19 protein-coding genes are annotated in these 24,671 nt (G+C 66.4%); 9 read left to right on the top strand and 10 right to left on the bottom strand.

Annotation, left to right across the window (positions count from 1 at the left end; genetic code table 11):
* Nucleotides 1-90: 90 nt before the first annotated feature.
* Nucleotides 91-1,095 (bottom strand): magnesium and cobalt transport protein CorA, encoded by a 1,005-nt coding sequence (locus HLG70_RS01900; protein WP_171665523.1) that lies wholly within the window; start codon nt 1,093-1,095, stop codon nt 91-93.
* A gap of 85 nt (nt 1,096-1,180) precedes the next feature.
* Nucleotides 1,181-3,298: an ATP-dependent helicase gene (locus tag HLG70_RS01895; RefSeq protein ID WP_171665525.1), complete on the bottom strand. Its 2,118-nt coding sequence runs from the start codon at nt 3,296-3,298 to the stop codon at nt 1,181-1,183.
* Nucleotides 3,299-3,418: 120 nt separating this feature from the next.
* Here HLG70_RS01895 and HLG70_RS01890 point away from each other — a divergent pair, with 120 nt between their 5' ends.
* The gene (locus HLG70_RS01890) at nt 3,419-4,327 is read left to right on the top strand and encodes a DUF72 domain-containing protein (RefSeq protein ID WP_171665527.1); all 909 of its coding nucleotides are present in this window, start codon (nt 3,419-3,421) and stop codon (nt 4,325-4,327) included.
* Here the strand turns inward: HLG70_RS01890 and HLG70_RS01885 are convergent.
* Entirely contained in the window at nt 4,313-5,833 is a 1,521-nt protein-coding gene (locus HLG70_RS01885; RefSeq protein WP_419144787.1) for a PLP-dependent aminotransferase family protein, read from the bottom strand. The two genes, HLG70_RS01890 and HLG70_RS01885, sit on opposite strands and share 15 nt — an antisense overlap.
* A 96-nt stretch (nt 5,834-5,929) precedes the next feature.
* Between HLG70_RS01885 and HLG70_RS01880 the strand changes: the two genes are divergently transcribed.
* The 3 genes from HLG70_RS01880 (at nt 5,930) to HLG70_RS01870 (ending at nt 9,733) form a co-directional block, all read left to right on the top strand.
* A complete protein-coding gene (locus HLG70_RS01880; protein WP_171665529.1) occupies nt 5,930-7,192 on the top strand; it encodes a 4-aminobutyrate--2-oxoglutarate transaminase in 1,263 nt (420 codons plus the stop codon).
* A gap of 20 nt (nt 7,193-7,212) precedes the next feature.
* A complete protein-coding gene (locus tag HLG70_RS01875; protein WP_171665531.1) occupies nt 7,213-8,682 on the top strand; it encodes an NAD-dependent succinate-semialdehyde dehydrogenase in 1,470 nt (489 codons plus the stop codon).
* A 196-nt stretch (nt 8,683-8,878) separates the two neighbouring features.
* A complete protein-coding gene (locus HLG70_RS01870) occupies nt 8,879-9,733 on the top strand; it encodes an inositol monophosphatase family protein (RefSeq protein WP_171665533.1) in 855 nt (284 codons plus the stop codon).
* Nucleotides 9,734-9,894: 161 nt separating this feature from the next.
* On the opposite strand, the gene HLG70_RS01865 is transcribed toward HLG70_RS01870, so the two are convergent.
* From HLG70_RS01865 to HLG70_RS01835, 7 genes are all read right to left on the bottom strand, one after another.
* On the bottom strand, nt 9,895-10,713 hold the full coding sequence (locus HLG70_RS01865; protein ID WP_171665535.1) for an NAD-dependent protein deacetylase: 819 nt from the start codon (nt 10,711-10,713) through the stop codon (nt 9,895-9,897).
* Between the two features lie 59 nt (nt 10,714-10,772).
* Nucleotides 10,773-11,720: a serine O-acetyltransferase EpsC gene (gene epsC, locus HLG70_RS01860; protein ID WP_171665537.1), complete on the bottom strand. Its 948-nt coding sequence runs from the start codon at nt 11,718-11,720 to the stop codon at nt 10,773-10,775.
* Between the two features lie 184 nt (nt 11,721-11,904).
* Nucleotides 11,905-12,957 (bottom strand): UDP-glucose 4-epimerase GalE, encoded by a 1,053-nt coding sequence (gene galE, locus HLG70_RS01855; protein WP_171665539.1) that lies wholly within the window; start codon nt 12,955-12,957, stop codon nt 11,905-11,907.
* Nucleotides 12,958-12,968: 11 nt separating this feature from the next.
* A complete protein-coding gene (gene pgi, locus HLG70_RS01850) occupies nt 12,969-14,636 on the bottom strand; it encodes a glucose-6-phosphate isomerase (RefSeq protein WP_171665541.1) in 1,668 nt (555 codons plus the stop codon).
* Nucleotides 14,637-14,649: 13 nt separating this feature from the next.
* Nucleotides 14,650-16,053 (bottom strand): phosphomannomutase/phosphoglucomutase, encoded by a 1,404-nt coding sequence (locus tag HLG70_RS01845; protein ID WP_171665543.1) that lies wholly within the window; start codon nt 16,051-16,053, stop codon nt 14,650-14,652.
* A gap of 20 nt (nt 16,054-16,073) precedes the next feature.
* On the bottom strand, nt 16,074-18,335 hold the full coding sequence (locus tag HLG70_RS01840; RefSeq protein ID WP_171665545.1) for a GNVR domain-containing protein: 2,262 nt from the start codon (nt 18,333-18,335) through the stop codon (nt 16,074-16,076).
* A gap of 65 nt (nt 18,336-18,400) precedes the next feature.
* Nucleotides 18,401-19,537 carry a polysaccharide biosynthesis/export family protein gene (locus tag HLG70_RS01835; RefSeq protein WP_171665547.1) on the bottom strand — a complete coding sequence of 379 codons (1,137 nt, stop codon included), beginning with the start codon at nt 19,535-19,537 and terminating at the stop codon, nt 18,401-18,403.
* A gap of 242 nt (nt 19,538-19,779) precedes the next feature.
* Here HLG70_RS01835 and HLG70_RS01830 point away from each other — a divergent pair, with 242 nt between their 5' ends.
* The 5 genes from HLG70_RS01830 to gmd all read left to right on the top strand — a co-directional run bounded on the left by HLG70_RS01830 (nt 19,780) and on the right by gmd (nt 24,671).
* Nucleotides 19,780-21,189: an undecaprenyl-phosphate glucose phosphotransferase gene (locus tag HLG70_RS01830; protein ID WP_171665549.1), complete on the top strand. Its 1,410-nt coding sequence runs from the start codon at nt 19,780-19,782 to the stop codon at nt 21,187-21,189.
* 46 nt (nt 21,190-21,235) lie between these two features.
* The gene (locus tag HLG70_RS01825) at nt 21,236-21,688 is read left to right on the top strand and encodes a GDP-mannose mannosyl hydrolase (RefSeq protein WP_419144803.1); all 453 of its coding nucleotides are present in this window, start codon (nt 21,236-21,238) and stop codon (nt 21,686-21,688) included.
* A 5-nt stretch (nt 21,689-21,693) separates the two neighbouring features.
* Entirely contained in the window at nt 21,694-23,124 is a 1,431-nt protein-coding gene (locus HLG70_RS01820) for a mannose-1-phosphate guanylyltransferase/mannose-6-phosphate isomerase (RefSeq protein WP_171665553.1), read from the top strand.
* A gap of 64 nt (nt 23,125-23,188) precedes the next feature.
* Nucleotides 23,189-23,551: a VanZ family protein gene (locus HLG70_RS01815; RefSeq protein ID WP_171665555.1), complete on the top strand. Its 363-nt coding sequence runs from the start codon at nt 23,189-23,191 to the stop codon at nt 23,549-23,551.
* Between the two features lie 10 nt (nt 23,552-23,561).
* Complete coding sequence (gmd, locus tag HLG70_RS01810) at nt 23,562-24,671, top strand: GDP-mannose 4,6-dehydratase (protein WP_171665557.1); 1,110 nt, start codon at nt 23,562-23,564, stop codon at nt 24,669-24,671.

Genomic DNA, 24,671 nt, shown 5'->3' with positions numbered 1-24,671 from the left:
CCGGGCTCCAGATGAGAAAACGAGGGGCAGTTTGCCACAAGCCCGCTGGCCGCGCCGGCGCCTGACGGCGGCGTCAGGCGCCGGCGCGCGTCAAAGCCAGCCGGACTTGCGAAAGCGCCAGTACAGCACGGAGCAGACCGACACGATGACGCCCAGCGTGATGGGATAGCCCCAGGGGGATTTGAGCTCGGGCATGAACTCGAAGTTCATGCCGTAGATGCCGGCAATGGCCGTGGGCACCGCCAGGATGGCGGCCCAGGAGGCCAGCTTGCGGGTGGTGTCGTTCTGCGCGGCCTGGCCGATCATCAGGCTGGCTTCAAACGCGAACGCCAGCGATTCGCGCAGGGCATTGAACAGTTCGTCCACGCGCAGCACGCGGTCGGCGACCTCGCCGAAGTACGGCCGGGCATGCTCGTCCACGGCAGACATCTCCACGCGGGCCAGGCGGCGGCAGATCTCCGCCAGCGGCGACACGACGGTATGGATGCGCAACAGGTCCCGGCGCTGCCGGTACAGCCTGCGGATGTCGGCGTCCTTGGCGCCGCGGATCAGCAGCTTCTGCTCCGCGCCTTCCACGACGGATTCGATCTTGCCCGCCGCCGCGACGTAGCGGTCCACCAGCCAGTCCAGCAGTTCGGAGGCCACGTAGTCGCTGCCCCGCTTGAGCAGGTCGGGCGAGGCCTCCAGGCGCTCGCGCAATGGGCTGTGGCCCGCGGTGGCGCCGCGGCGCACCGTGACCAGAAAGCCGTCGCCGATCAGGAACTGGGTCTCGCCGAAAATGGGACGCTCGGCCTCGACCTCGACCGTGATGGCGACGATGAGGATCATGTTGCCGTAGTCGATGATCTTCGGCCGCCGGTGGGTTTCCAGCATTTCTTCCTGGTTCTTGTCGCAGGCGCCGAGCTCGCGCGCAACCTTGGCCAGCATTTCCGGACCGGGGTTGCGCAAGCCGATCCACAACATGCTGTGGCTCTGGCTGACATATTTGCTGACTTCATCGATGGGGACCTCTCGGTCCCGCCGTCCGTTCACATAGGCGATCGACGCCACGACCTCGCTCTTGGACGGGTCGGCGGCACGCTCTTCAGTAGACATATACACCCTCGGACAATGCGATCCCTGCCGGACAGCTTATGCGTATCGGGCGATGATAGCCCAGCCTGCCTGCGCCCTGGTCTTCCTAGAACAGATTGCGCACCCGCTTGGCCACGTCGATGCGCGGCGCCTGCGGTTCCTTGGGTTCGCCCCGCCCCGCCGGCAGTTCGGGCAGCTTGGGCAGGTGGTCGAACAGCGGCAGCATGGCATTCGTGATGTAGCGCGTGCGCGAGCCATACACGTGGCGGTCGCCCATGCCGGTCTGCTGATGCACGTAGAAGCGCTGTGGCACGATGAGCTGCAGGCGTTCCTTGGCGCGCGTCATGGCCACGTACAGCAGGCGGCGCTCTTCCTCGATCTCTTCGGCGGTGCCGGTGCTCATGTCGGACGGAATGCAGCCGTCGACCACGTTCAGCACGTAGACCGCCTTCCATTCCTGACCCTTGGCGGAATGGATCGTGGACAGGATCATGTAGTCTTCGTCGCGCAGCGGCGCGCCGGACTCGTCGCTGGTGGCGTCCGGGGGATCCAGGGTCAGTTCGGTCAGGAAGCGTTCGCGCGACGGATAGCCCGCCGCGATGCGCACCAGCTGATCGAGGTCCGTCTTGCGCACGCGCGCATCGTCGTACAGGCGTTCCAACTGGCCCGAATACCAGCGCAGGGCCAGGTCCACGTCGGCCGGCCATTTCAGCCCGGGATCGCACAGCGCGGCATAGGTGTCGGCGAACGCGCCCCATTCTTCCTGCGCCGCCGCGCCCGGCTTGAATTCACGCAGCGCGCGCAAGGGCTCGGCGGATGCGGACATGGCGTCCATGAGCTTGCCCGCCGTGGCGGGGCCGATGCCGGGCATCAGTTGCGCCACGCGGAAACCGGCCATGCGCCCGCGCGGATTCTCGGCCCAGCGCAACAGCGACAGCAGGTCCTTCACATGCGCGGCTTCCAGAAAGCGCAGGCCGCCGAATTTCACGAAGGGGATATTGCGGCGGGTCAGTTCCAGCTCCAGCGCGGCGCTGTGGCTGGAGGTCCGGAACAGCGCCGCCTGCGACTTGAGCGTGGCCCCGCCCTCGCGCTGGGCCAGGACCTGATCGGCCACCCAGCGCGCCTGGCCGGCTTCGTCGCTGACCGTCACCAGCTCGGGCAGCTGGGACGACACCCGGTCGGTCCACAGATCCTTGGCATAGCGTTCCGTCGCCTGGCCGATCACGGCATTGGAGGCATTCAGGATGGGCTGCGAGGAACGGTAGTTGCGGTCCAGCGTGATGACCCGCGCCGGACTGGGGAACTGGTTCGGGAAGTCCAGGATATTGCGCACCGTGGCCGCGCGAAAGGAATAGATGGACTGGGCATCGTCGCCCACCACCGTCAGGCCGCGGCCGTCGGGCTTCATCGCCAGCAGGATGGCCGATTGCAGGCGGTTGGTGTCCTGGTACTCATCCACCAGCACATGGTCGAAGCGCGCTCCCACGTCAGCCGAGATTTCGGCATCCGACATCATCTCGGACCAGTAAAGCAGCAGGTCGTCGTAGTCCAGCACCTGCTGGTCCTGCTTGGCCGCGACATAGGCGCGGAACAGGTTCTTCAGCTCGTCTTCCCATTGGGCGCACCAGGGAAAGGACGTCTTCAGCACGTCGGCCACGGGCGTCTGGCTGTTGACCACGCGCGAATAGATGGCCAGGCAGGTGCCCTTGAGCGGAAAGCGGGACTTGGTGGACGACAGGCCGAGCTCGTGGCGGACCATGCCCATCAGGTCCTCGGCGTCGCCGCGGTCGTGGATGGTGAAGGCTTCGGACAGGCCGATGCGCTGCGCGCAATCGCGCAAGAGGCGCGCGCCGATCGCGTGGAAGGTACCCGCCCAGGGCAAGGACGGCGCCTGCTGCGAGGAACGCAGGTTCATCACCCGCTGCAACACCGCCCCCACCCGGCGGTCCATCTCGATCGCCGCGCGGCGCGAGAAGGTCAGGAGCAGCATGCGCTGGGGGTCCGCGCCGTTCAGGATCAGGTGCGCGACGCGATGCGCCAGCGTATTGGTCTTGCCCGACCCCGCCCCCGCGATCACCAGCAAGGGGCCGTCGTCCCCCGGCGCGCCGGCCACGCCGAATTCGGCCGCCTCGCGCTGGGCAGGATTCAGGTCGGCCAGGGGATCGGAACGGCCAGTCGGATGGTCTGTGACGGGCGGGGATGGCAAATTGGCTTGGTCGGACATGGAGCGGGGCCGCAGCGCTGCGGCCGCAAGGAATGAGGAACCATGGCGTTGCCTGGTTCCGGATGAGCACTGTATATTTATACAGAATTTTTTCGATTCCGTCTGATTCGCCCTGGCGCCATGCCTTCTTTACCCCGCATCCTGACCGGCACCGCCTCCTGGACCGACCCGACCCTGCTGGCTTGCGGCCGCTTCTATCCGCCCGAGGCCCGCAGCGCCGAAGCCCGCCTGCGCTTCTACGCGTCGTGCTTTCCCATGGCCGAGGTCGATTCCAGCTTCTACGCCATGCCCACGCCGGAAAACGCCTACCTGTGGGCCACCCGGACGCCGGACGAATTCATCTTCAATATCAAGGCCTTCCGGCTTTTCACCGGCCACCAGACGCCGCTGTCCGCCCTGCCCCCCGACATCCGCCGCGAACTTGCCGACTGGCCGGAACCCATCATCTATCACGACCGCATGCCGCCCGATCTGCGCGACGAGCTCTGGCGGCGCTACCAGCTTGCCTTGGAGCCCTTGCGCCTGCCCGGCAAGCTGGGCGCCGTGCACTTCCAGTTTCCGCCGTGGATCCGGCGCGACGCGCGCGGCAAGGCGCGCGTGGCCGACTGCGCGCGGCGCATGGACGAACACCTGGTGTCGGTGGAGTTCCGGCATCGCAGCTGGTTCGACACGCCCGCCGCCACCGCGGACACGCTGGCCTTCGAACGCGAACTGGGCGTCGTGCATACCGTGGTGGACGCGCCGCAGGGCTTTGACAACACCGTTCCGGCGGTCTGGGAAAGCACGCATCCCGAACTGACCCTGCTACGGCTGCATGGACGCAATACGGCAACCTGGAACGTGACGGGCGCGGCCTCTTCGGGGCGCTTCCAGTATGAATACTCGCAGCAGGAGCTGGCCGAACTGGCCGAACGCTTCGCCCGGCTGGCGGCGCAAAGCGCGCAGTCGCACGCCGTGTTCAACACCAACTTCGAAGACCAGGGCATGCGCAACGCCGCGGCCTTCGCGTCCGCGCTACTGCCGTTCTAGCGCCGCGGCCAGCGCGGGCGCCGCGGGCGAGCGCGCGACCTCGGCCAGGCTTTCCAGCAGCACTTCGAATTTGCGCGCGATGTCATGCTCGGGCACGCAGGCATAGCCCAGCAGCAAGCCAGGCCGGCGGCCCTCGTCGTTGACGTAGTAGCGCGACAGCGCGCGCGTCAGCACGCCCTTGCCGCGCGCCACGTCCACCACGCGCAGGTCGTCCATGTCTTGCGGCAATGTCAGCACCAGGTGCAGGCCCGCCATGCTGGCGTCGCGATGCAGCCAGTCGGGGCCCAGCCGCCGTTCGATCAGGTTGACCAGCATGGCGCGGCGGCGCCCGTACAGCATGCGCATGCGGCGGATGTGGGCGGCGTAATGGCCTTCGGAGATGAAGGTCGCCAGCGCGGCGTGCGTCATCAGGTGGCCTTCGCGGTAAAGCTCCGCATGAGCCGCCTGGAACGCGCCCGTCAGGGCCTTGGGCAGCACCAGGTAGCCCACGCGCAGGCCGGGATACAGCGTCTTGCTGAAGGTGCCCATGTAGATGACAGGCGCATCGGGCTCCAGGCCCAGCAGCGACGCAATGGGCCGCCCGGAAAAGCGGAACTCGCTGTCGTAGTCGTCTTCGATGATCCAGCTGCCGCTCTGGCGCGCCACCGCCAGCAGCTGGCGCCTGCGGGTCAGCGACATGACCGGCCCCAGCGGGTACTGGTGCGACGGCGTGACGAAGATGAAGCGCGGCGGCGCGCCGACGGCGTCCGGCAGGCGCATGCCCTCTTCGTCCACCGGCAGGTGCACCGTACGCAGGCCGTTGGCCTGCAGGATGGTGCGCGCACCCCAGTAGCCCGGGTCCTCGACCCAGGCGGTCTCGCCGGCCTCGCCCAGGATGCGGGTGGTCAGGTCGATGGCCTGGTGGGAGCCTTCGGTGATGATGATCTGCTCGGGATCGCAATCGATCGAACGGGTCAGCGCCAGATGCTGCGCCAGCGCCTCGCGCAGCGCGGGCAGGCCTCCGCCGTAGGCATAGGTCAGCAGGTCTGGCGACGGGTTGCGCCACAGGCTGCTGACGATGCGCCCGAACTTCTTGTGCGGGAACTCGGTCAGGTCGGGGACCCCGGGCATGAAGGCGCCCCACTGGTAGGGCGAGGCCGACACGCTGTCGACGATCGCCGCCCCGCGCGGCGACAGCGCCGGACGGGCCTGGGCCTGCTGCGCCTGGCGCAGGCGGCGGCCGCTGGCCAGATAGGAGTCCGGCACCGAGGCATTGACGAAGGTGCCGTTGCCCTGCCGGCTGCGGGTGTAGCCCTCGGCCAGCAACTGGCTGTAGACGTGAACGACGGTGTTGCGGGCGATGCCCAGCTCGGCCGCCAGGTCGCGCGTGGCGGGCAGGCGCGAGTCCGCGGCGATGGAACCATCCAGGATGGCTTCGCGCACGCCGCGGTACAGCCGCTTGTTCATGGGCTCGCTGGATCCGTCGGCCAGACGGAGCAGCAGCAAGTCACCTACGATGGAACGCAATTGGTTCTACCCGATTTATCAAAGTGGTTCCCACAAATGGGGCCATCGTAGCATTAAATAAGGTTTTTACCGACCATCATGCTATCCGAGGCCGAGATGAAGAATCAGGATCTGAATACCCGCCGTTCCCTGGCCACGCCCCGCGGCGTCGGCGTCATGTGCGACTTCTATGCCGTGCGCGCGGAAAACGCCACGCTGTGGGACGCCAACGGCAAGGAATACATCGATTTCGCAGGCGGCATCGCCGTCCTGAACACCGGCCACCTGCACCCGAAGATCAAGGCCGCGATCACCGCGCAGCTGGACAACTTCACGCACACGGCCTACCAGATCGTGCCGTACGAAGGCTATATCTCGCTGGCCGAGCGCATCAACCGCCTGGCCCCCATCGACGGCCTGAAGAAGACCGCCTTCTTCACCACCGGCGTCGAAGCCGTCGAAAACGCGGTCAAGATCGCGCGTTCGGCCACCGGCCGTTCGGGCGTCATCGCGTTCTCCGGCTCGTTCCACGGCCGCACCATGCTGGGCATGGCGCTGACCGGCAAGGTCGCCCCCTACAAGCTGTCGTTCGGCCCCATGCCGGGCGACATCTATCACGTGCCGTTCCCCAACGCCACGCAGTCCATCAGCGTGGCTGATTCGCTCAAGGCGCTGGACCTCCTGTTCAAGGTCGACATCGATCCCAAGCGCGTCGCGGCCATCATCATCGAGCCGGTGCAGGGCGAAGGCGGCTTCAACATCACGCCGCCCGAACTGATGACGGCGCTGCGCAAGGTCTGCGACGAACACGGCATCCTGCTGATCGCCGATGAAGTCCAGACGGGCTTTGGCCGCACGGGCAAGCTGTTCGCGATGGAACACCACACGGTCCAGGCCGACCTCATCACGATGGCCAAGAGCCTGGGCGGCGGCATGCCGATCTCGGGCGTGGTCGGCCGCGCCGACGTCATGGACGGCCCCGCCGCGGGCGGCCTGGGTGGCACCTACGCCGGCAACCCGCTGGCGGTCGCCGCCGCGCATGCGGTGCTGGACGTCATCGCCGAGGAAAAGCTGTGCGAACGCGCCGTTGAACTGGGCGACAAGCTGCGCGCGCATCTGGAAGGCCTGCGCGCCAAGGTTCCGGGCATCGCCGACGTGCGCGGGCTGGGCTCGATGGTTGCGCTGGAGCTGAACGACCCGGCCGGCAAGCCGGACGCCGAAGCGGTCAAGCGCGTGCAGGCGCGCGCCCTCGAAAGCGGCCTGATTTTGCTAAGCTGCGGTGTGTACGGGAACGTTCTGCGCTTCCTGTATCCCCTCACCATTCCCGATGCCCAGTTCGCGCGCGCGCTGGACATCCTGTCCGAGGCGCTTGCAGCCTGAGGCGCAAGGAGACTCCCAACATGACAGCATTGACTCATCCCCTCTCGCGTCCCGATCTGTTGCGCGATGCCTGCTATATCGACGGCAAGTGGGTAGGCGCCGGCAGCGGCGCATCCATCCCGGTGGAAAATCCCTCCACGGGCAAGACCATCGTGTCGGTGCCCAAGCTGGGCCGCAAGGAAACGGAACAGGCCATCGCCAGCGCCCAGGCCGCGCTGCCGGCCTGGAGCGCCAGGACGGGCAAGGAACGCGCCGTGATCCTGCAGAAGTGGGCCCAGCTCATGATGCAGAACCAGCAGGACCTGGCCGCCATCATGACGTCCGAACAGGGCAAGCCGGTCACGGAAGCCGCCGGTGAAATCGCCTACGCCGCGTCGTTCCTGGAGTGGTTCGCCGAAGAAGCCAAGCGCATCGACGGCGATATACTGCAAAGTCCCAAGGCCGGCCAGCGCCTGATGGCGCTCAAGCAGCCCATCGGCGTCACCGCCGCGATCACGCCCTGGAACTTCCCCGCCGCCATGATCACCCGCAAGGTCGGTCCGGCGCTGGCCGCCGGCTGCACCATGGTGGTCAAGCCTGCCCAGCAGACGCCGCTGACCGCGCTGGCGCTGGCGGTGCTGGCCGAAGAAGCCGGCGTGCCCGCCGGCGTGTTCCACGTCATCACGGGCAGCTCGCGCGATATCGGCGCGGCCCTCTGCGAAAGCGATGTCGTGCGCAAGCTGAGCTTCACGGGGTCGACCGAAGTCGGCCGCACGCTGATGGAGCAATGCGCGCCCACCATCAAGAAGCTGTCGCTGGAACTGGGCGGCAACGCGCCGTTCATCGTGTTCGACGACGCCGACCTGGACCGCGCCGTCGACGGCATCCTGGCCTCGAAGTACCGCAACGCCGGCCAGACCTGCGTGTGCGCCAACCGCATTTACGTGCAGGCCGGCGTGTACGAGGAGATCGCCACGCGCCTGGTGGCCAAGGTCAACGCCATGAAGGTCGGCGACGGCTTTGCCGACGGCGTGACGCAAGGTCCGCTGATCGACGCCAATGCGGTCGAAAAGGTGCAGGAACATATCGCCGACGCGACGGCCAACGGCGCCAAGGTCATCGCTGGCGGCAAGCCGCATGCGCTGGGCGGCACCTTCTTCGAGCCGACCGTGGTGCGCGACGTCACGCAGTCCATGCGCTTTGCGACCGAGGAAACCTTCGGCCCGGTGGCGCCGCTGTTCCGCTTTGATACGGAAGCAGAAGTGATCGGCATGGCCAACGACACCATCTTCGGCCTGGCCGCCTACTTCTTCACCCGCGACTACGCCCGCATCTGGCGCGTGTCCGAAGCGCTGGAGTACGGCATCGTCGGCATCAACACCGGCCTCATCTCCAACGAAGTCGGCCCGTTCGGCGGCGTCAAGCAGTCCGGCCTGGGCCGCGAAGGCTCCAAGTACGGCATCGAAGAGTACCTGGAGATCAAGTACCTCTGCGTGGACCTGGGCGCCTGATGGCCCGGGGCGCGCGGCTCCCCGCCGCGCGCCGGGGATAGGCGGGCTGCACGCCCGCTTATCCCCAGCAACTGTGGACAACCCGGCAGATAACTCCTGCATGACCGGGAAAAGTCCTTTCAAACCAATGACTTGAAAAACGCGATCAAATGTCGCCCAGGCATGATAGATTTGCGCGTTCCCTGGACGAGTCAGTATGAGCAGAACTTTTACCCGTGAGGACACGCGCAGGCTGGCGGCCATTCTGGCCGAGACCGCCCAGGCGGAGGTCATGCCGCGCTTTCGCAACCTGCCGGAAGGCTCGGTGCGGGGCAAGAGTTCCCCGCGCGATCTGGTCACCGACGCCGACGAAGCGGCCGAACGCCTGATCGCCGCGCGCCTGGCCAAGCTGCATCCTGGCGCCGTGCTGATCGGCGAAGAAGCCTCGTCGCGCAACCCCGCCTTGCTGAACATGCTGGTCGACGCCGACCTGGCCTTCCTGATCGACCCCATCGACGGCACCCGCAACTATGTCGCGGGCCTGCCCCTGTTCGGCATGATGATCGCGGCCTGCCACCGCGGCGACGTGATCGCCGGCGTGATCTACGACCCCGTCAGCCGCGACAGCGCGCTGGCCGTGCGGGGCGAAGGCGCCTGGATGGAATACGAGAACGGCAGGCAGGCGCCGCTGGCGGTCGCCAGCCCCGCCCCCCCGGAAGACATGGACGCGCTGATCGCCACCGGCGCCCTGCCCGAGCCCCTGCGCAGCGCCGTCAACGGCAACCTGTCGCGCCTGGGCAGCACGGCGTCGCTACGCTGCGCCGCGCACGAATACCGCATGCTGGCGGCGGGACACTGCCATGTGGCGCTGTACAACCAGCTCACCGCCTGGGACCACGCCGCCGGCTGGCTGCTGCACCGGGAGGCTGGCGGCTATGCGGCGCGCTTCGACGGCTCGCCCTACAAGCCCACCCACCGCAGCGGCGGCCTGCTGTACGCCCCCGATGCCGGCAGTTGGCATGCCGCCCGCAAGGCGTTGATGGGGGACGCATTGGAAGGTATCGAGACTTGACAGAAACGCCCCGAGCAGGGGCGAAAATATGGGGTTATCCCTAGGAGTTATCCCCAGTTCCTGTGGACAACCCTATGGAAAGGTCTGTAACCGCGCGAAAAAACCGTTGCGGGGCAAGCACTTGCTTAAACCGGTCAAAAACCGGCCGCCCCCGGCCGCTCCTATAGCGCGTCCAGCGCCACCGCGCAAGGCTGTTCCACCTTCAGGGTCAGCATGCTGTCGGCGCGGGTCCGCCCCAGGTTGATCGCGGCTATCGGCAGGCCGTTGCGCGACGCGGCGGTCACGAAGCGGTAGCCCGAATACACCATCAATGAAGACCCGACCACCAGCACCGCGTCGGCGCTCATGAGGCCGGCATTGGCGCGATCCACGCGGTCCCGCGGCACGGTTTCGCCGAAGAACACCACATCCGGCTTGACGACGCCGGCGCAGCGCGGACATGGCGGAACGGAGAAGCGCGAGAAATCCTCGCCTTCCAGGTCCGCATCGCCGTCGGGCGCATCCGATGCGTCCAGCAACGCCCAGTCCGGGTTGCGGACGTGCAGCGCGTCCTGCCAGTCGTGGCGGCCGCCGCGCCAGTCGCAATTCATGCAGCGCACCTCGTCCAGCCTGCCGTGCAGATCGACGACCTCCCGGCTGCCCGCGGCCTCGTGCAGGCCGTCGACGTTCTGCGTCACCAGGATGGCGACGTGGCCGCGCGATTCCAGGCGCGCCAGCGCGCGATGGGAGGCATTGGGCCGCACCTGGCCGAAGCGGCGCCAGCCCACCATGCTGCGCGCCCAGTAGCGCGCCCGCGCCAGTTCCCCGCCCATGAAGGTTTGCAGGGTCATGGGCGGACTGCGCTTCCACTCGCCCTCGGTATCGCGGTAGTCGGGGATGCCGGAATCGGTGCTGACCCCCGCGCCCGTCAGCACGAACAGCCGCGGGTGGCGGTCGATGAAACCGCGCAACGCGGCCAGGTCCGAGACTCCTGTATCCATCCTGACTCCTCTGTCCTGGCCCTGCCCGGCGGCGGATGCCGCGCGCGGGCCAGCGGCGTTCAGCCGCCCAGCCCGCAGTCGGGCATGTCGCTGACCAGGCTGGCCTGCGTCACGTTGCTGCCCGGGGCCACGCTGCGCGTCAGCCAGACGTTGCCGCCGATGGTCGATCCCTTGCCGATCGTGACCCGGCCCAGAATCGTGGCGCCAGCGTAGATCACCACATCGTCTTCGATCAAGGGGTGGCGCGCCAGGCCCTTCTTGAGTTCGCCGTTCTCGCCGGGCGGGAAGCGCTTGGCGCCCAGGGTGACCATCTGGTAGAGCCGCACGCGGTCGCCGATGATGGCGGTTTCGCCGATCACGACGCCGGTGCCGTGGTCGATGAAGAAGCTGCGGCCGATGGTGGCGCCGGGATGGATGTCGATGCCCGTGTCGGCGTGGGCGATCTCGGCCACGATGCGCGCCAGCATCGGCACGCCCAGTCGGTACAGGACGTTGGCCAGCCGGTGATGGATCATCGCCGCCACGCCCGGATAGCACAAGAGGACTTCGTCCACGCTGTGCGCCGCCGGGTCGCCCTGATAGGCAGCGGTCACGTCCAGGTCGAGCGCGGCGCGCACGGCGGGCAGTTCGGCGCCGAACCGGCGCACGATTTCGGTCGCGCGCTGCTGCGTTTCCGCTTGCAGGGCCGGATCATGCCGGCCCACGTATTGCAGTTCGAGGCAGACCTGGTGCAAGAGCGCGTCGAGCGCCGCGCCGATGGTGTGCCCGACATAGAAGTCCTCGACCTCCTCGCGCAGGTCGATGGGGCCCAGGCGCATCGGGAACAAGGCGCCACAGAGGTCCTTGATGATCTGCCGCAGGCTTTCCTGCGAGGGGAATTCGCGCAGGCCGGCGTCGTCGCGCAGGCGGCCGCGCGGACCGCGCCAGGCGACGCGCGCCTCGCGCAGGCCGGACACGATGCTGTCCAGGTTCCAGTGGGCGGGCGGAAGGTAGGAGGGGCCGCTCATTGCCGCGGCTCCAGCTGCGCGCCGGCGGATCCGGCATACGAATGGAATTCAAACATGGGAGTGCCTCGCTGACGGTGCATTGCCCGGGAGGCCGGACCGCCTGGGCAATGTTGCTTCGCAATATTTCCGTCAACTGTAACCGCTAGCGCGCCTTTCCTGGAATCCTTCCGACATGGCGCAGGGGTTATGCCGCGGCCGCGTCCGCCTCGTACCCCTGCGGATTGCCCCGTTGCCAGCGCCAGCCGTCGGCGCACATGGACTCCACGTCGTGCGTACTGCGCCACCCCAGCAAGGACGCCGCCAGCGCCGGATCGGCCCACATGCGCTCGACGTCGCCGGCCCGCCGGGGCAGCGTGCGCAACGGGATCTCGCAGCCGTTGACGCGTTCGAACGCATGCACCAGCTCCAGCACGCTCGTGCCCTGCCCGGTTCCCAGATTGACGGCCACGAAGCCCGGATGGCTGTCCGAATAGGACAAAGCCTGCACATGGCCGCGCGCCAGGTCCATGACGTGCAGATAGTCGCGCACGCCCGTGCCGTCGGCCGTGTCGTAGTCGTCTCCGAATACCCGCAGGAAGGGCTGGCGCCCCACCGCCACCTGGGTGATGAAGGGAAAAAGGTTGTTGGGAAGATCACGCGGACTTTCGCCGATCTCCCCGCTGGGGTGCGCCCCGATGGGGTTGAAATAGCGCAGCGTGACGGCGCTGAAGGCGGGGTCGGCCGCGCAGACGTCGCGCAACATCTCTTCCACCATCAGCTTGGTGCGGCCGTAGGGGTTGGTGGGCGCCAGCGGATGCGCCTCGGTGAACGGCAGGTAGCGCGGTTCGCCATAGACCGTGGCCGATGAGCTGAACACCAGCCTCTTGACGCCCGCCTCCCGCATGGCCCGCAGCAGCACCAGCGAACCGTTGACGTTGTTGTCGTAGTACTTGACCGGGTCCGCCACCGATTCGCCCACCGCCTTGCAGCCGGCCAGGTGCAGCACCGCCCCCACCGGCATGCCGCGGGCCGCCGCGTCGGCCAGCACCGACGCGACCAGGCCGGGTGTGCGGATGTCGCCTTCGATCAGCGCTATCGGGGCGCCGCAAAGCCGCTCCACGCGGCGCACGGCCTCGCGGCTGCCGTTGCTGAAGTTGTCCAGCACCAGCGGCCGCTGGCCGGCCGCCAGCATCGCCACCAGCGTGTGCGTGCCGATGTAGCCCGCCCCGCCCGTTACCAGCACCTGCGTGTCCGGCATGTGGCCCCCGGTCAAAGATGCGCCGCCATGCCAGGCACCCAGGCATGCCGGGGCCGCGGGGCCTGCGCGTGGCCGCGATAGCGGTCGATCCAGTAGGACGTGGAAGCGTCGTGCCCCCAGTCGACCACGCCGGCCGAGACCGGCACCGCGAGCTCGCGCTCGATGCCGCTGGCCAGCCGCTTGCCCAGTTCCACCCCCCATTGGTCAAACGGATTGATGCCCCAGACCACGCTCTGCACGAACACTTTGTGCTCATACAGGGCCAGCAGCGCGCCCAGCCCTCGCGGGTCGAGCTGGCGCAGGACGATCAGGGTGGACGGCCGCCCGCCCGGATGCACCATGTGCTGCGCCAGGCTCAGCGCGCGCTCCTGGTCGTCAATGTGCGCCACGTCCAGCAACGCCTGCTCCAGGCACTTGCCGCGCAGCAGGGCCTGACGCTGCGCCAGGCAGTTGGCCAGCAGCATCCGATGCGCATCCGGGCTGTCGGCGTGGCCCTGCAGGCTGGCGATGAAGTCCACCGGCGCGCCCTCCTCGCTCTGGTGCAGCCATTGGAAGAAGGTGTGCTGGCCATCGGTGCCCGGCATGCCCCAGATGATGGGAGCCGTGGGCACGCCCACGGCGGCGCCGTCGCCCGCGACCCGCTTGCCCAGGGACTCCATTTCCAGCTGCTGCAGATAGGTGACCAGGTGCAGCAGGCGCGCGCTGTAGGCCGCTATGTTCAGCGAGTTGTGCCCCAGCACGCTGCAATTGACAAGCCCGGACAGCGCCAGCTGGATCGGCGCGTTCGATGCGAACGGCGCCTGCTGGAAATGCTGGTCCATGGCCTGCGCGCCCGCCCGCATGCCGATCAGCACGTCGGCGCCGACAGTCAGCGCAATCGACAGGCCCGCCACGGACCAGACCGAATAGCGGCCGCCCACCCAATCGCACATCTTGAAGACCTGGCTGGCCGGCACGCCCAGCGCACGCGCCGCCGGCACATTGGCGGTGACCGCGGCCAGGTGCTCCGACACGTCGGCCACCCCGCCCTGCTTGAGCCAGGCGATGGCGGCGCGCGCGTTATGCAGCGTTTCGGCCGTGGTGAAAGACTTGGAAGAGACGACCACCAGGCAGCGGCGCGGGTCCAGCCCGGCCACGGCGTCATGAAAAGCATGCCCGTCAATATTGGACACGAAGCGGATCTGGCGCCGCTGCAACGGGCCGCCGAAAGCCTGGATCGCCAGGCGCGGCCCCCAATCGCTGCCGCCGATGCCGATGTGCAGCACCGTCGAGAAATCCGCGGTCTGGTCCACGTGCCGGACGAAGTCGGTCATGCGCGAGTACTCGCTCACCGAATCCGCGTCCTGCCCGTCCGGCTGTTCGCGGGTGCGCCCGGCCCGCAGCGCGGTATGCCAGGCCGGCTTGTCTTCGGTCCAGTTGACCGGTTCCCCGGCGAACAGCCCATGGCGAGCATCCGCCAGCCCGCGCGCCTGCAACAGAGCGAGCGCCGCGGCGTCCAGCGCCGACGACTGGCGCTGCATTGTCAGGTCCACGCACAAGCCGGCCGCCTCGATGACCTTCAGCGCGCTGGCATCCAATTCGGCGCTTTGCGCAGCCTGCGCGAAAGCCACCCATTCCGGGCTGTCCGCCAGTCCGGAGTTCGCCCTTAACGCCTCAATCGCATGTTGAGCCTTTCCCATCGCGTGATGCTCCTTAGAACGGTAAACGAACATGAGGTGCAATGCGCCTGAACGCGTTGCGAAAATCCTCCTCGATACGGGCCAGTGCGGCCACGTTGTCTCCTTCGAACCGCAGTACCACCGTTGGCGTCGTATTGGACGGACGCGCCAGGCCGAAGCCGTCGGCATAGTCCACCCTGATTCCATCCAGATCGTTGATCGACACCGCGCCCGGGAACTCCCCGTGCGCGCGCAGCGCGTCCACCAATTCAACGTTCTCGCCCTCGGCGGTCTCCAGCTTTATCTCGGGGGTCGCGCAGGACTGCGGCAGGCCTTCCAGCAAGGCCGACGGATCCGGCGCCGACGACAGGATCTCCAGCAGGCGGGCGGCGGCATAGATGCCGTCGTCAAAGCCGTACCAGCGCTCCTTGAAAAAAATGTGGCCGCTCATCTCTCCAGCAAGCAGCGCTCCCGACTCGCGCATCTTGGCCTTGATCAGGGAATGCCCCGTCTTCCACATCGTGGCCTTGCCGCCGGCCTCCGTGATCGCGCGCGGCACATGGCGGCTGCACTTGACGTCGTAGATGATCTCGGCGCCCGGGTTGCGCGCCAGCACATCGCGGGCGAACAGGATCAGCTGACGGTCCGGCCAGATGATCTGCCCCGACTTCGTCACCACGCCCAGCCGGTCGCCGTCGCCGTCGAACGCCAGGCCGACCTCGCAATCGGAATAGCGCAGGCAATAGATCAAGTCCTGCAGGTTGTGCGGATCGGCCGGGTCCGGGTGATGGCCCGGGAAAGATCCATCCACCTCGCAGAACAGTTCGGTCACTTCGCAGCCCAGCGCGCGAAACAGCGCCGGCGCCACCGCGCCCGCCACGCCGCTGCCGCAGTCGATCGCGATCTTCATGGGCCGGGCCATGCGGATATCGCCCACCAGGCGCGCCGCATAGCAGGGCATGATCTGCATCTGCGTGCGGCCGCCAGCCGTGCCCGCCGACTCGATCGGCAGGCGCATTGCGTCGCGCAGCGCGGTGATGCCCTCGCCATACAGCGATCCGCCTTCCAGCACGACTTTGAAGCCGTTGTGCGCGGGCGGATTGTGGCTGCCCGTGACCGCGATGCCCGCGCCCGTGTCCATGAGCCGGGTCGTGAAATACACCATCGGCGTGGTCGCCATGCCGATATCGATGACATGCAGGCCGGCCGAACGCAGGCCGGCCTGCAGCGCCGCGGCCAGCTCGACGCTGCTCAGCCTGCCGTCCCGCCCCACCACGATAGACCGCGCCCCCTGTTCGCGCGCCTTGGTGCCCACCGCCATGCCCAGGCTGTGCGCGAACCGCGCGTCGATCTCGTCCGGTACTGTGCCGCGTATGTCATAAGCCTTGAAAACCGCATCCAGAATTTGCGGGGTGTCCCAGCCAAAAGTTCCGTGCATGCCAGTTTCTCCGGGTGGCGTTACTTGGGGCCGTTCTGTTTGAAATCGCCGTAGTACGCCGCACGGGAGTATCGATAACCACCGTACTTGGACCGGAAGCCGAAGCGTTCCGGCAAGAGTTTGAGACCATTGAAGATCACGCCGTCGACCGGCGCGCCGGCCTGGATCAGGCGCTTGGCCGTTTCCCGGATCTCGCCGACCGTGTTCATGCCGGAACGCACCACCACCATCACCGCCGCCGCATGCGTGCCCACCACGGCCGCATCCGGGGACGACAGCACGGGCGCCGTATCCAGGATCACCATGTCGTATTGCGTGGCCAGTTCGCGCAGGGTCTCGCCGAACACCGGCGAGGCCAGCAGTTCGGAGGGGTCGAAGGTGACGGCGCCCGTGGCGATGAAGTCCACGCCCTCGGACACGCTGTGCTTCCTGACGCGGGTGAGCGGGATCGTGCCCGACAGCACTTCGAACAGGCCGTCTTCCTTGGGCACGCCAAAGTAGCGGTTCAGTTGCCCCTTGCGGAAATCCGCGTCGATCAGCAGCACGCGCTTGCCCACGCCTCCCTGGATGAAGGCGAAGTTCGCCGACAGGAAGGACTTGCCCACGCCAGCCACCGGACCGGTGAACATGACCATGTTGTTGGCGGACTGGCGCAGCGAAGCCTGCAGCACGTTGCGGAAGGAACGCAGGCTTTCTATCGGTGGCGAGTTGCCCTGGCTCTGGGCCAGCAGCGCCGGCACGGTGGCGTTCTTGCGCCGGCTGCGGCGCCACAGCTTGTCCTGCATGTCGCTGTACGGAATGGCGGCCAGCACCGGCAGGCCGGTATGGCGTTCCACATCCTCCGGCTCGGACAGGCCGCCGAACAGGGCATTGCGGACGAAGGCGCACAGGATCGCGAAGATCAGGCCGATCGCCGTCGCCACGCCGATGATGATGGCGGCCTTGGGACGGACCGGCTTGTCCGGCTGCACGGCCGCATCCAGGATGCGCACGTTGCCAACCTTGCCGGCGCGGATCAGCTTCAGTTGCTGGGCGTTGTTGAGCAGCGCCGTGTAGAGCTCGGTGTTCACACGCACATCCCGCACCAGGCGCACCACGTCCTGTTCAAGATCCGGCAGTTGCTTGATGTTGTTGCCGATGCGGTTGACGTCGCCCGTCAGGGAAGCGATCTGGCGGTCGATGCCCACGATGCTCGGGTGCGTCGGCGCAAAGCGCGTGATCAGTTCCTGGCGCTTGGAGCGCAGTTCCATCACCCTGGTCTGGGCGTCCACCGACTGCGCCAGGATGAGCTTGGCTTCTTCACTCAGGTCGATCGTGCCGCGCTTGTTGCGCAAGGCGTTGTACTTGGTTTCGGCGGCATCCAGCTCGCCCTTGAGCTGCGGCAGCTGCTGCTCAAGGAACACCAGCGACTTCTCGGCCTGCGCCGACTTGCGGTTGACGTTCTGCTGCACATACTCCTGGCCGATCTGGTTGAGGACGGCGGTGGTCAGCGCGGGGTCATTGCCTTCCAGCGTGACGCCGATCACGCCCGATGCGCGGCCCCGCTCGAAGATCCCCATGTGCGACTGCACGTTCTCGATCGCCGCCAGGCGCGAGCTGCGCGACACCGTGAACTCCGTGCCGGGGCGGCCGGCCAGTGCATCGACGTGCACGTCCATCGCTCCGCCGCCGGGCAACAGGAAATGCTCGGGCTTGCCGACCGTGCCGGTGAAGGTGGCGCCGGTGAGCTTGTCGCTCAGCGTGTAGCGCCCCTCTCCCAGCGCGGTGAGGCGCAGGGGCTTGCCCAGCCACTCGTTGGGCACGTCCAGCTGCGAGATCGCGATGGCTTCTCCGCCCCAGGCGTAGCCGCCTCGCGGGAAGCTTGAAGGGTACGGCAGGCTTTCGTAGCGCTGCGCCAGCCATTCCCCGACCACCGGGAAATAGCGCGGCTTGGCATGGATGTACAGCAGGAACTTGTCGACGGCGGGGCCGACGACCATGCGCGAACGCAGCACTTCCATTTCGCCGGAGGTTTCCGCCTTCGTGTCGAACATCGAGGACACATCGCCAAGCAAGCTGCGCGCCTGCCCGTTGGGCATTTCCTCCTCCACCTGGACGATGATGTCAGCCGAATAGACTGAAGGGGTCACCATCACATAGGCCAGGGCGCCGAGCAAAGCGATCATGGTGATCGCGATGATCATCCACCGGTTGGAAAAAATGGCGTCCACATGCGACGACAACGGGGTTTCCTGCTGACGGGCCGGAACTGACGGCTCGAACGATTCGATGGGCAACGACATGCAGCTCTCCAAGAGAAGGCGCCGCCGCGGTCGCGGCGCCCCCAAAGGCGTGGTTTTGAAGCGGACTAATCGATGGACTTGACGGTCTGTACTGTTTGCGCGCTCGGGAACAGGTTGCTGATGAAGCGGTTCCACCGCACCAGGCCGGCCGAATCCACGAACACGACGTCTTTGGGTTGCAACTCAAACTTCTCCGCCACGGCAAGGGCTTGCGGCGAACCGGCGTTCAGATGGAACACCAGCGGCGTCGCCTGCTCCGTGCTGCGTACGACAAATATCTGCGACGGATCCGACGTCAGCTGGTTCGGCCCCCCCGCCAAAGCCAGCGCCTCGGTCAACGACATGCGTCCGTCACGCATTACTGGCGCGCTGGGCAAGAACACTTCGCCCATCACGAATACCTTGCTGTCGTCGCGCGGCGTGACTCTCACAATGTCGCCCGGCTTCAGCATCACCTGATTCAAGTCCTGGCCGCGCTCGATCAACGCAGGCAGGTTCACGCGAGTACGCTTGCCTTCACGGATCACAAAGACCGCACTACGGTCTCCGGTCGGCAAAATGCCGCCGGCCCTGTTGATCCCTTCCAACAGGGTCATCGGGACATCGTTGATCGCAACCGTACCCGGCGTGGTCACCGCGCCATCGACGAAAATGCGCTTGCTGCGAAATCCCAGAACACGTACGGTGATTTGCGGATCCTGTATGTACTTGCCTGAACTATTGACTATGAGATTGCGCGCCTGAAGTTCCGTCAACCCCGCCACTTTAAGCAGTCCGGTATACGGAAATTGGATGTATCCAGTGGATGAGACCGTATAGCCCGGAATGCCCGAGGCGGTATCCCCGATGGCTAGTTCCGTTGCACCAGACCCAATTGCGTAGGTTTGCGTCGGAAGCACGAGTTCGGGGTGATCCCACACGACGATCGAGAGGATGTCTCCCGGCCCGATGAGGTAGGGTCCCGGCTTGCCAAACAGATGATCGATTCCCTCGTTGTCGAGCAACGCCTGGCGCGCGCGCTGGTCGTCAAGCACCAGGGATGGCGTGATCTCCTTGATGACCGCCTTGGAGTTCGGATCCAGCGGATCCGCGAGCTGGTTGGCGTTGAACGTCATACCGGGAGACAAGGCGCAAGCGCCCAGCGAGGACACGAGCGCGATAGCGGCTATGGCTCGGCTCAACGTTCCGAAAAATGTAGTCATGGCAAATCCACAGTGAATGACTTCGTTGCTTGGAATGGAGCCCGATGCGTAACGGGTTGCGACATTCCACTCTCTTTTCCTAGCCCCGCACATTCGACGGATGTCCTAAGCCTTCTCCTACATCGTTTGGAGGTTTCGGGTAAGCCGCGCACTCAATAAGATTTCTTCGGTAGCCACATGCTTTGCGGCACTGCACAGTTTTTGCTTGGCGCAAGGCGGCCCCCCCCGAACAGGAGTGCGCGATGGACCCGTCCCAAACGGACACGTCGGCGAGATTCAGCGGGGCAAGTTATATCTATCGCTTGCTCGACGCCGCGATCGTGATCACCTGCGGCCTGACTGCCACCGGCTTGAAATTCTCGGAAGATGCGCTGGCGGATCCTCCGCAGATTCATCTGTTCCTGATCTATCTGTGCGGCCTGGGCGTGATCGCCATCTTCCCGGCCTTCCGTCTGTACGTGTCCTGGCGCGGCCGCCTGCTTACCGATCTGGTGGTGCGCAGCCTGGCGGCATGGGCCACCGTTTTCGCGTTGGGCATATTCGTCAGTTTTCTCATGCACCAGGCCGGCGCGGTATCCCGCTTATGGGCGGCTACCTGGTTCGGCATGGCGGCGCTGACGCTGGCCGGCGTGCGCATCGCCGTCTATGCGGCGCTGGGCGCCGCGCGCGACCGCGGCCATAACAAGAAGCGTGTGCTGCTGGTGGGTTTTGGCGCCCTGGGCCATGACCTGTGGCGCCGCGTCGAGCGGTACCGCGAAGCCGGTTATGAAGTGGCCGGCATCTACGCGGAACCGCATGAAATCCTGCCGCCGCAAGTGCGCCGCCTGCATGATCTCGACAACCTGCACGGCTTCGTGCATGAGAACAATGTGCGCGAGATCTGGATCGTGCTGCCGATGGAAGCCGGCCAGGAGTTGCGCGAGGTGCTGTATCACCTGCGCAACGACCTGGTGGATATCCGCTGGATTCCGGACGTGATGTCGATTCAGCTGCTGGGGCACCGCATCGGCGAGTTCCTGGGCCTGCCCGCCATCCAGCTCAACAGCCTGCCGGCCGCCGGCGTGCGCGGCTGGACCAAAGAGGTCTTTGACCGCAGCTTCGCGTTCTGCGCGCTGATCGGCCTGTCTCCCGTGATGCTGACCGTGGCCTTGCTGGTCAAGGCGACCTCGCGCGGCCCCGTCTTCTTCACCCAGCCCCGGCTGGGCGTGGACGGCAAGGTGTTCCACGTCTACAAGTTCCGCACCATGACCGTGCACCAGGAGCACGGCGTGGTCACGCAGGCCACCCGCAACGACAACCGCATCACGCGGATCGGCGGCTTCCTGCGCCGGACCAGCCTCGATGAGCTGCCCCAGTTCCTCAATGTGCTGATGGGCGACATGTCGGTCGTCGGACCGCGGCCCCACGCGCTGGAGCACAACGAAATGTACAAGGACCTGGTGCAGCGCTACATGATGCGCCACCGCGTCAAGCCGGGCATCACCGGCTGGGCGCAGGTCAACGGCTTTCGCGGTCAGACCGACACGCTGCGCAAGATGAGCGACCGCGTCGAGCACGACATCTACTACATCCAGCACTGGACGTTCAGGATGGACCTGCTGATCATCGCCCGCACGGCGGTATCTGGATGGACGGGCCGCAATGTCTACTAAGCCGTTGGGATGGCCCTTGCGGGAAACACCCGCACCGCGGGGTGGCGTGCTGGCCCGGTCGGACTTCCGCCAGGCCGTGGAGATGCTGCCCCTGGTATCGATCGACCTGCTGCTGCGCGACGCCGCCGGGCACTACCTTACCGGCCTGCGCGCCAATCCTCCCGCCCAGGGCGCGTGGTTCGTGCCCGGCGGCCGGATCCGGAAAAACGAGTCCCTGCGCGACGCGCTGCGCCGCATCGTCCATGAAGAGCTGGGGCTGTCCGTGCCCGAGCAGGCATGGAAGCCTCGCGGCGTGTACGAGCATTTCTATGGCACCAATTTCGCGGGTGAAGCGGGACGCTCCACCCACTATGTCGTCCTCGCGTACGAGGCCGAGCTTTCGTTGGATACCGCAAACCTTCCCCTGGTCCAGCACAACGGCTACCGCTGGTTGCCCGCGGAAGTGATCGCCGCCGACCCCGGCGTGCATCCGTACACCCAGGCCTACTTCAAGGAGTGAGCGCCATGAGCAATCCCCCTCCCCCGTACCGGGCAGTCATTCTTTGCGGCGGATCAGGCTCGCGCCTGTGGCCGCTGTCGCGCGAACTGCTGCCGAAGCAGTTCATCCGTTTGACCGATGACCGCAGCCTGCTGCAGAACACCTTGCTGCGCCTGGAGTCGGCGGGCGCCCAGGCCAGGCCCACGCTCGTGTGCAACGATGCCCACCGCTACATCGCCGCGGAGCAGGCGCTGGAGCTGGGCGTCAAGGACGCGGAGGTGATCCTGGAACCGTTTGCGCGCAACACGGCCCCGGCCATCGCCGCCGCCACGCTGCGGGCCATGCGGGACGGCGAAGACCCCATCATGCTCATCATGCCGTCTGACCATGTGCTGGAAGACGGCGAGGTGCTGAGCGCCGCGTTTGCCCAGGCGTATCAGGCCGCGCGCCAGGGCGCCCTGGTGACATTCGGGATTACCCCGACCGCCCCGCTCAGCGGCTACGGCTACATCCAGGCCGAGGAGCCCGGCGCCATGGCGCCTGCGCGCCGGGTGCGCCGCTTTGTCGAAAAGCCGTCGCCGGAGGTCGCGCAGCGCTTCATCGAGGACGGCGGCTACTACTGGAACAGCGGCATGTTCGCGTTCCAGGCGTCCGTGTTCCTGTCCGAGCTGGCCCGCCTGGCCCCCAAGATCCTGGAACAGGTGCAGGCCGCCGTGGCCACGGGGCATGGGGAAAACGCGCTGTTCCACCTGGACGGACCGTCGTTCGAGGCTTGCCCCAGCGACTCGATGGACTACGCCATCATGGAACGCACCGACAGCGCCGTGGTCATCCCGCTGGCGGCGCCCTGGAGCGACGTCGGCGCATGGGACGCGGTCTGGGGCATCGCCCAGAAGAACCTGGAAGGCAATTCCACCACCGGCGACGTCATGGTGGAGGACTCGCGCAACTGCCTGATCCATTCCACCAGCCGGCTGGTCGCCTCGGTCGGGCTGGACGACATCGTGGTGATCGAAACGGCCGATGCCGTGCTGGTCGCGCACAAGTCGCGCTCCCAGGACGTCAAGCGGCTGGTCGAGATATTCAAGACCCAGCACCGCTCGGAGCTCAACCACCACCGCGAGGTGCAGCGGCCCTGGGGTTCGTACGACTCGGTGGGCCAGGGCCCCCGCTACCAGGTCAAGCGCATCACGGTCAAACCGGGAGCGCGCCTGTCCTCGCAGATGCACCACCACCGTGCCGAGCACTGGATCGTGGTATCGGGCACGGCGCGCATCTACAACGGCGATAAGCAATACCTGCTGACGGAGAACCAATCGACCTACATCCCGCTGGGCGAAATCCATAGCCTGGAAAACCCGGGAAAGATCCCGCTGGAGATCATCGAGGTGCAGTCGGGCGCCTACCTGGGCGAGGACGACATCGTCCGCTTCCAGGATATCTACGGCCGTGTCTAGGGTCCCGAGCCGCACGCACCTGGCGCGCGAGCCCGAGCCCCGCGAACCCTTCTGGCGTCCGGGCATGGCCCGGATCTGCCTGCCCGTGGCGGTGCTGTTCTTCGCCGTCCTGGTGACGGTGGGCAACCTGCCCGGGCTGGCGGCCGAGATGTCGGACGCCTTTGGCGACAAGCGGCTGCACCTGGCCGCCTACGCCTTGCTGACCGGGCTGGTTTACGTCTCGGTCAACCGGCGCCCCGCGCTGGTGGCCATGCTGGCGGCCACCGCCATGGGTGCGCTGGATGAATCAATCCAGTCCCTTTTTCCCTACCGACAGGCTGAACTCTTAGACCTTTTGGCCGATATCTTAGCGGCTGGTGCAACAGTAATCTCATTGCACATTGGTACCGCAGCCATCGGCTCCTTTCGTGCAGTTACTAAGTCTTAAGGACACAACCATGCCAAAACGGGCACTGATTACCGGCGTTACTGGCCAAGACGGGGCCTATCTGGCGGAGCTCCTGCTCGCCAAGGGCTATGAGGTCCACGGCATCAAGCGGCGCGCTTCGCTGTTCAATACCGCCCGCATCGACCATCTGTACCAGGACCCCCACGACCAGCCCCGCAATTTCGTGCTGCACCACGGCGACATGACCGACTCGTGCAGCCTGATCCGCATCGTCCAATCGGTGCAGCCCGACGAGATCTACAACCTGGCCGCGCAAAGCCATGTCGGCGTCTCGTTCGAGGAACCGGAATACACGGCCAACGCCGACGGGCTGGGTACCCTGCGCCTGCTGGAGGCCATCCGCATCCTGAAGCTGGAAAACAAGTCGCGCTTCTACCAGGCGTCCACCTCCGAGCTGTACGGGCTGGTGCAGGAAACGCCGCAGAAAGAGACGACGCCGTTCTATCCACGCAGCCCCTATGCGGCCGCCAAGCTGTACGCCTACTGGATCAGCGTGAACTACCGCGAAGCCTACGGCATGTACGCGTGCAACGGCATCCTGTTCAACCACGAGTCGCCCAAGCGCGGGGAGACCTTCGTCACCCGCAAGATCACCCGCGGCCTGGCGCGCATCGTGCTGGGGCTGCAGGAATGCCTGTACCTGGGCAACCTGTCCGCGCTGCGCGACTGGGGCCACGCCCGGGACTACGTCGAAATGCAGTGGCTGATGCTGCAGCAGGACACGCCCGAGGACTACGTCATCGCGACCGGCATGCAGTACAGCGTGCGCGAGTTCATCAACACCGCCGCGCGCGAGCTGGGCATCCTGCTGGCCTGGGAAGGCGAAGGCCTGGAAGAAACGGCGACCGTGCTGTTTTCGCCGGTCCACGACGTCAAGCCCGGCCAGGTCATCGTCCGCGTGGACCCGCGCTACTTCCGTCCCACGGAGGTCGAGACCCTGTTGGGCGATCCCACCAAGGCGCGGGAGAAGCTCGGCTGGTCGCCGCGCACCACGTTCGCGGAACTGGTCAAGGAAATGGTCGAAAGCGATCTGAAGGACGCGCGGCGCGATGCGCTGGTCGAACAGAACGGCTACGAAATCTACGCCTACAAGGAGTAG

Source organism: Achromobacter deleyi, from assembly GCF_013116765.2.
GTDB lineage: Bacteria > Pseudomonadota > Gammaproteobacteria > Burkholderiales > Burkholderiaceae_B > Achromobacter > Achromobacter deleyi_A.
This window is presented reverse-complemented; position numbering and strand designations above follow the sequence as displayed.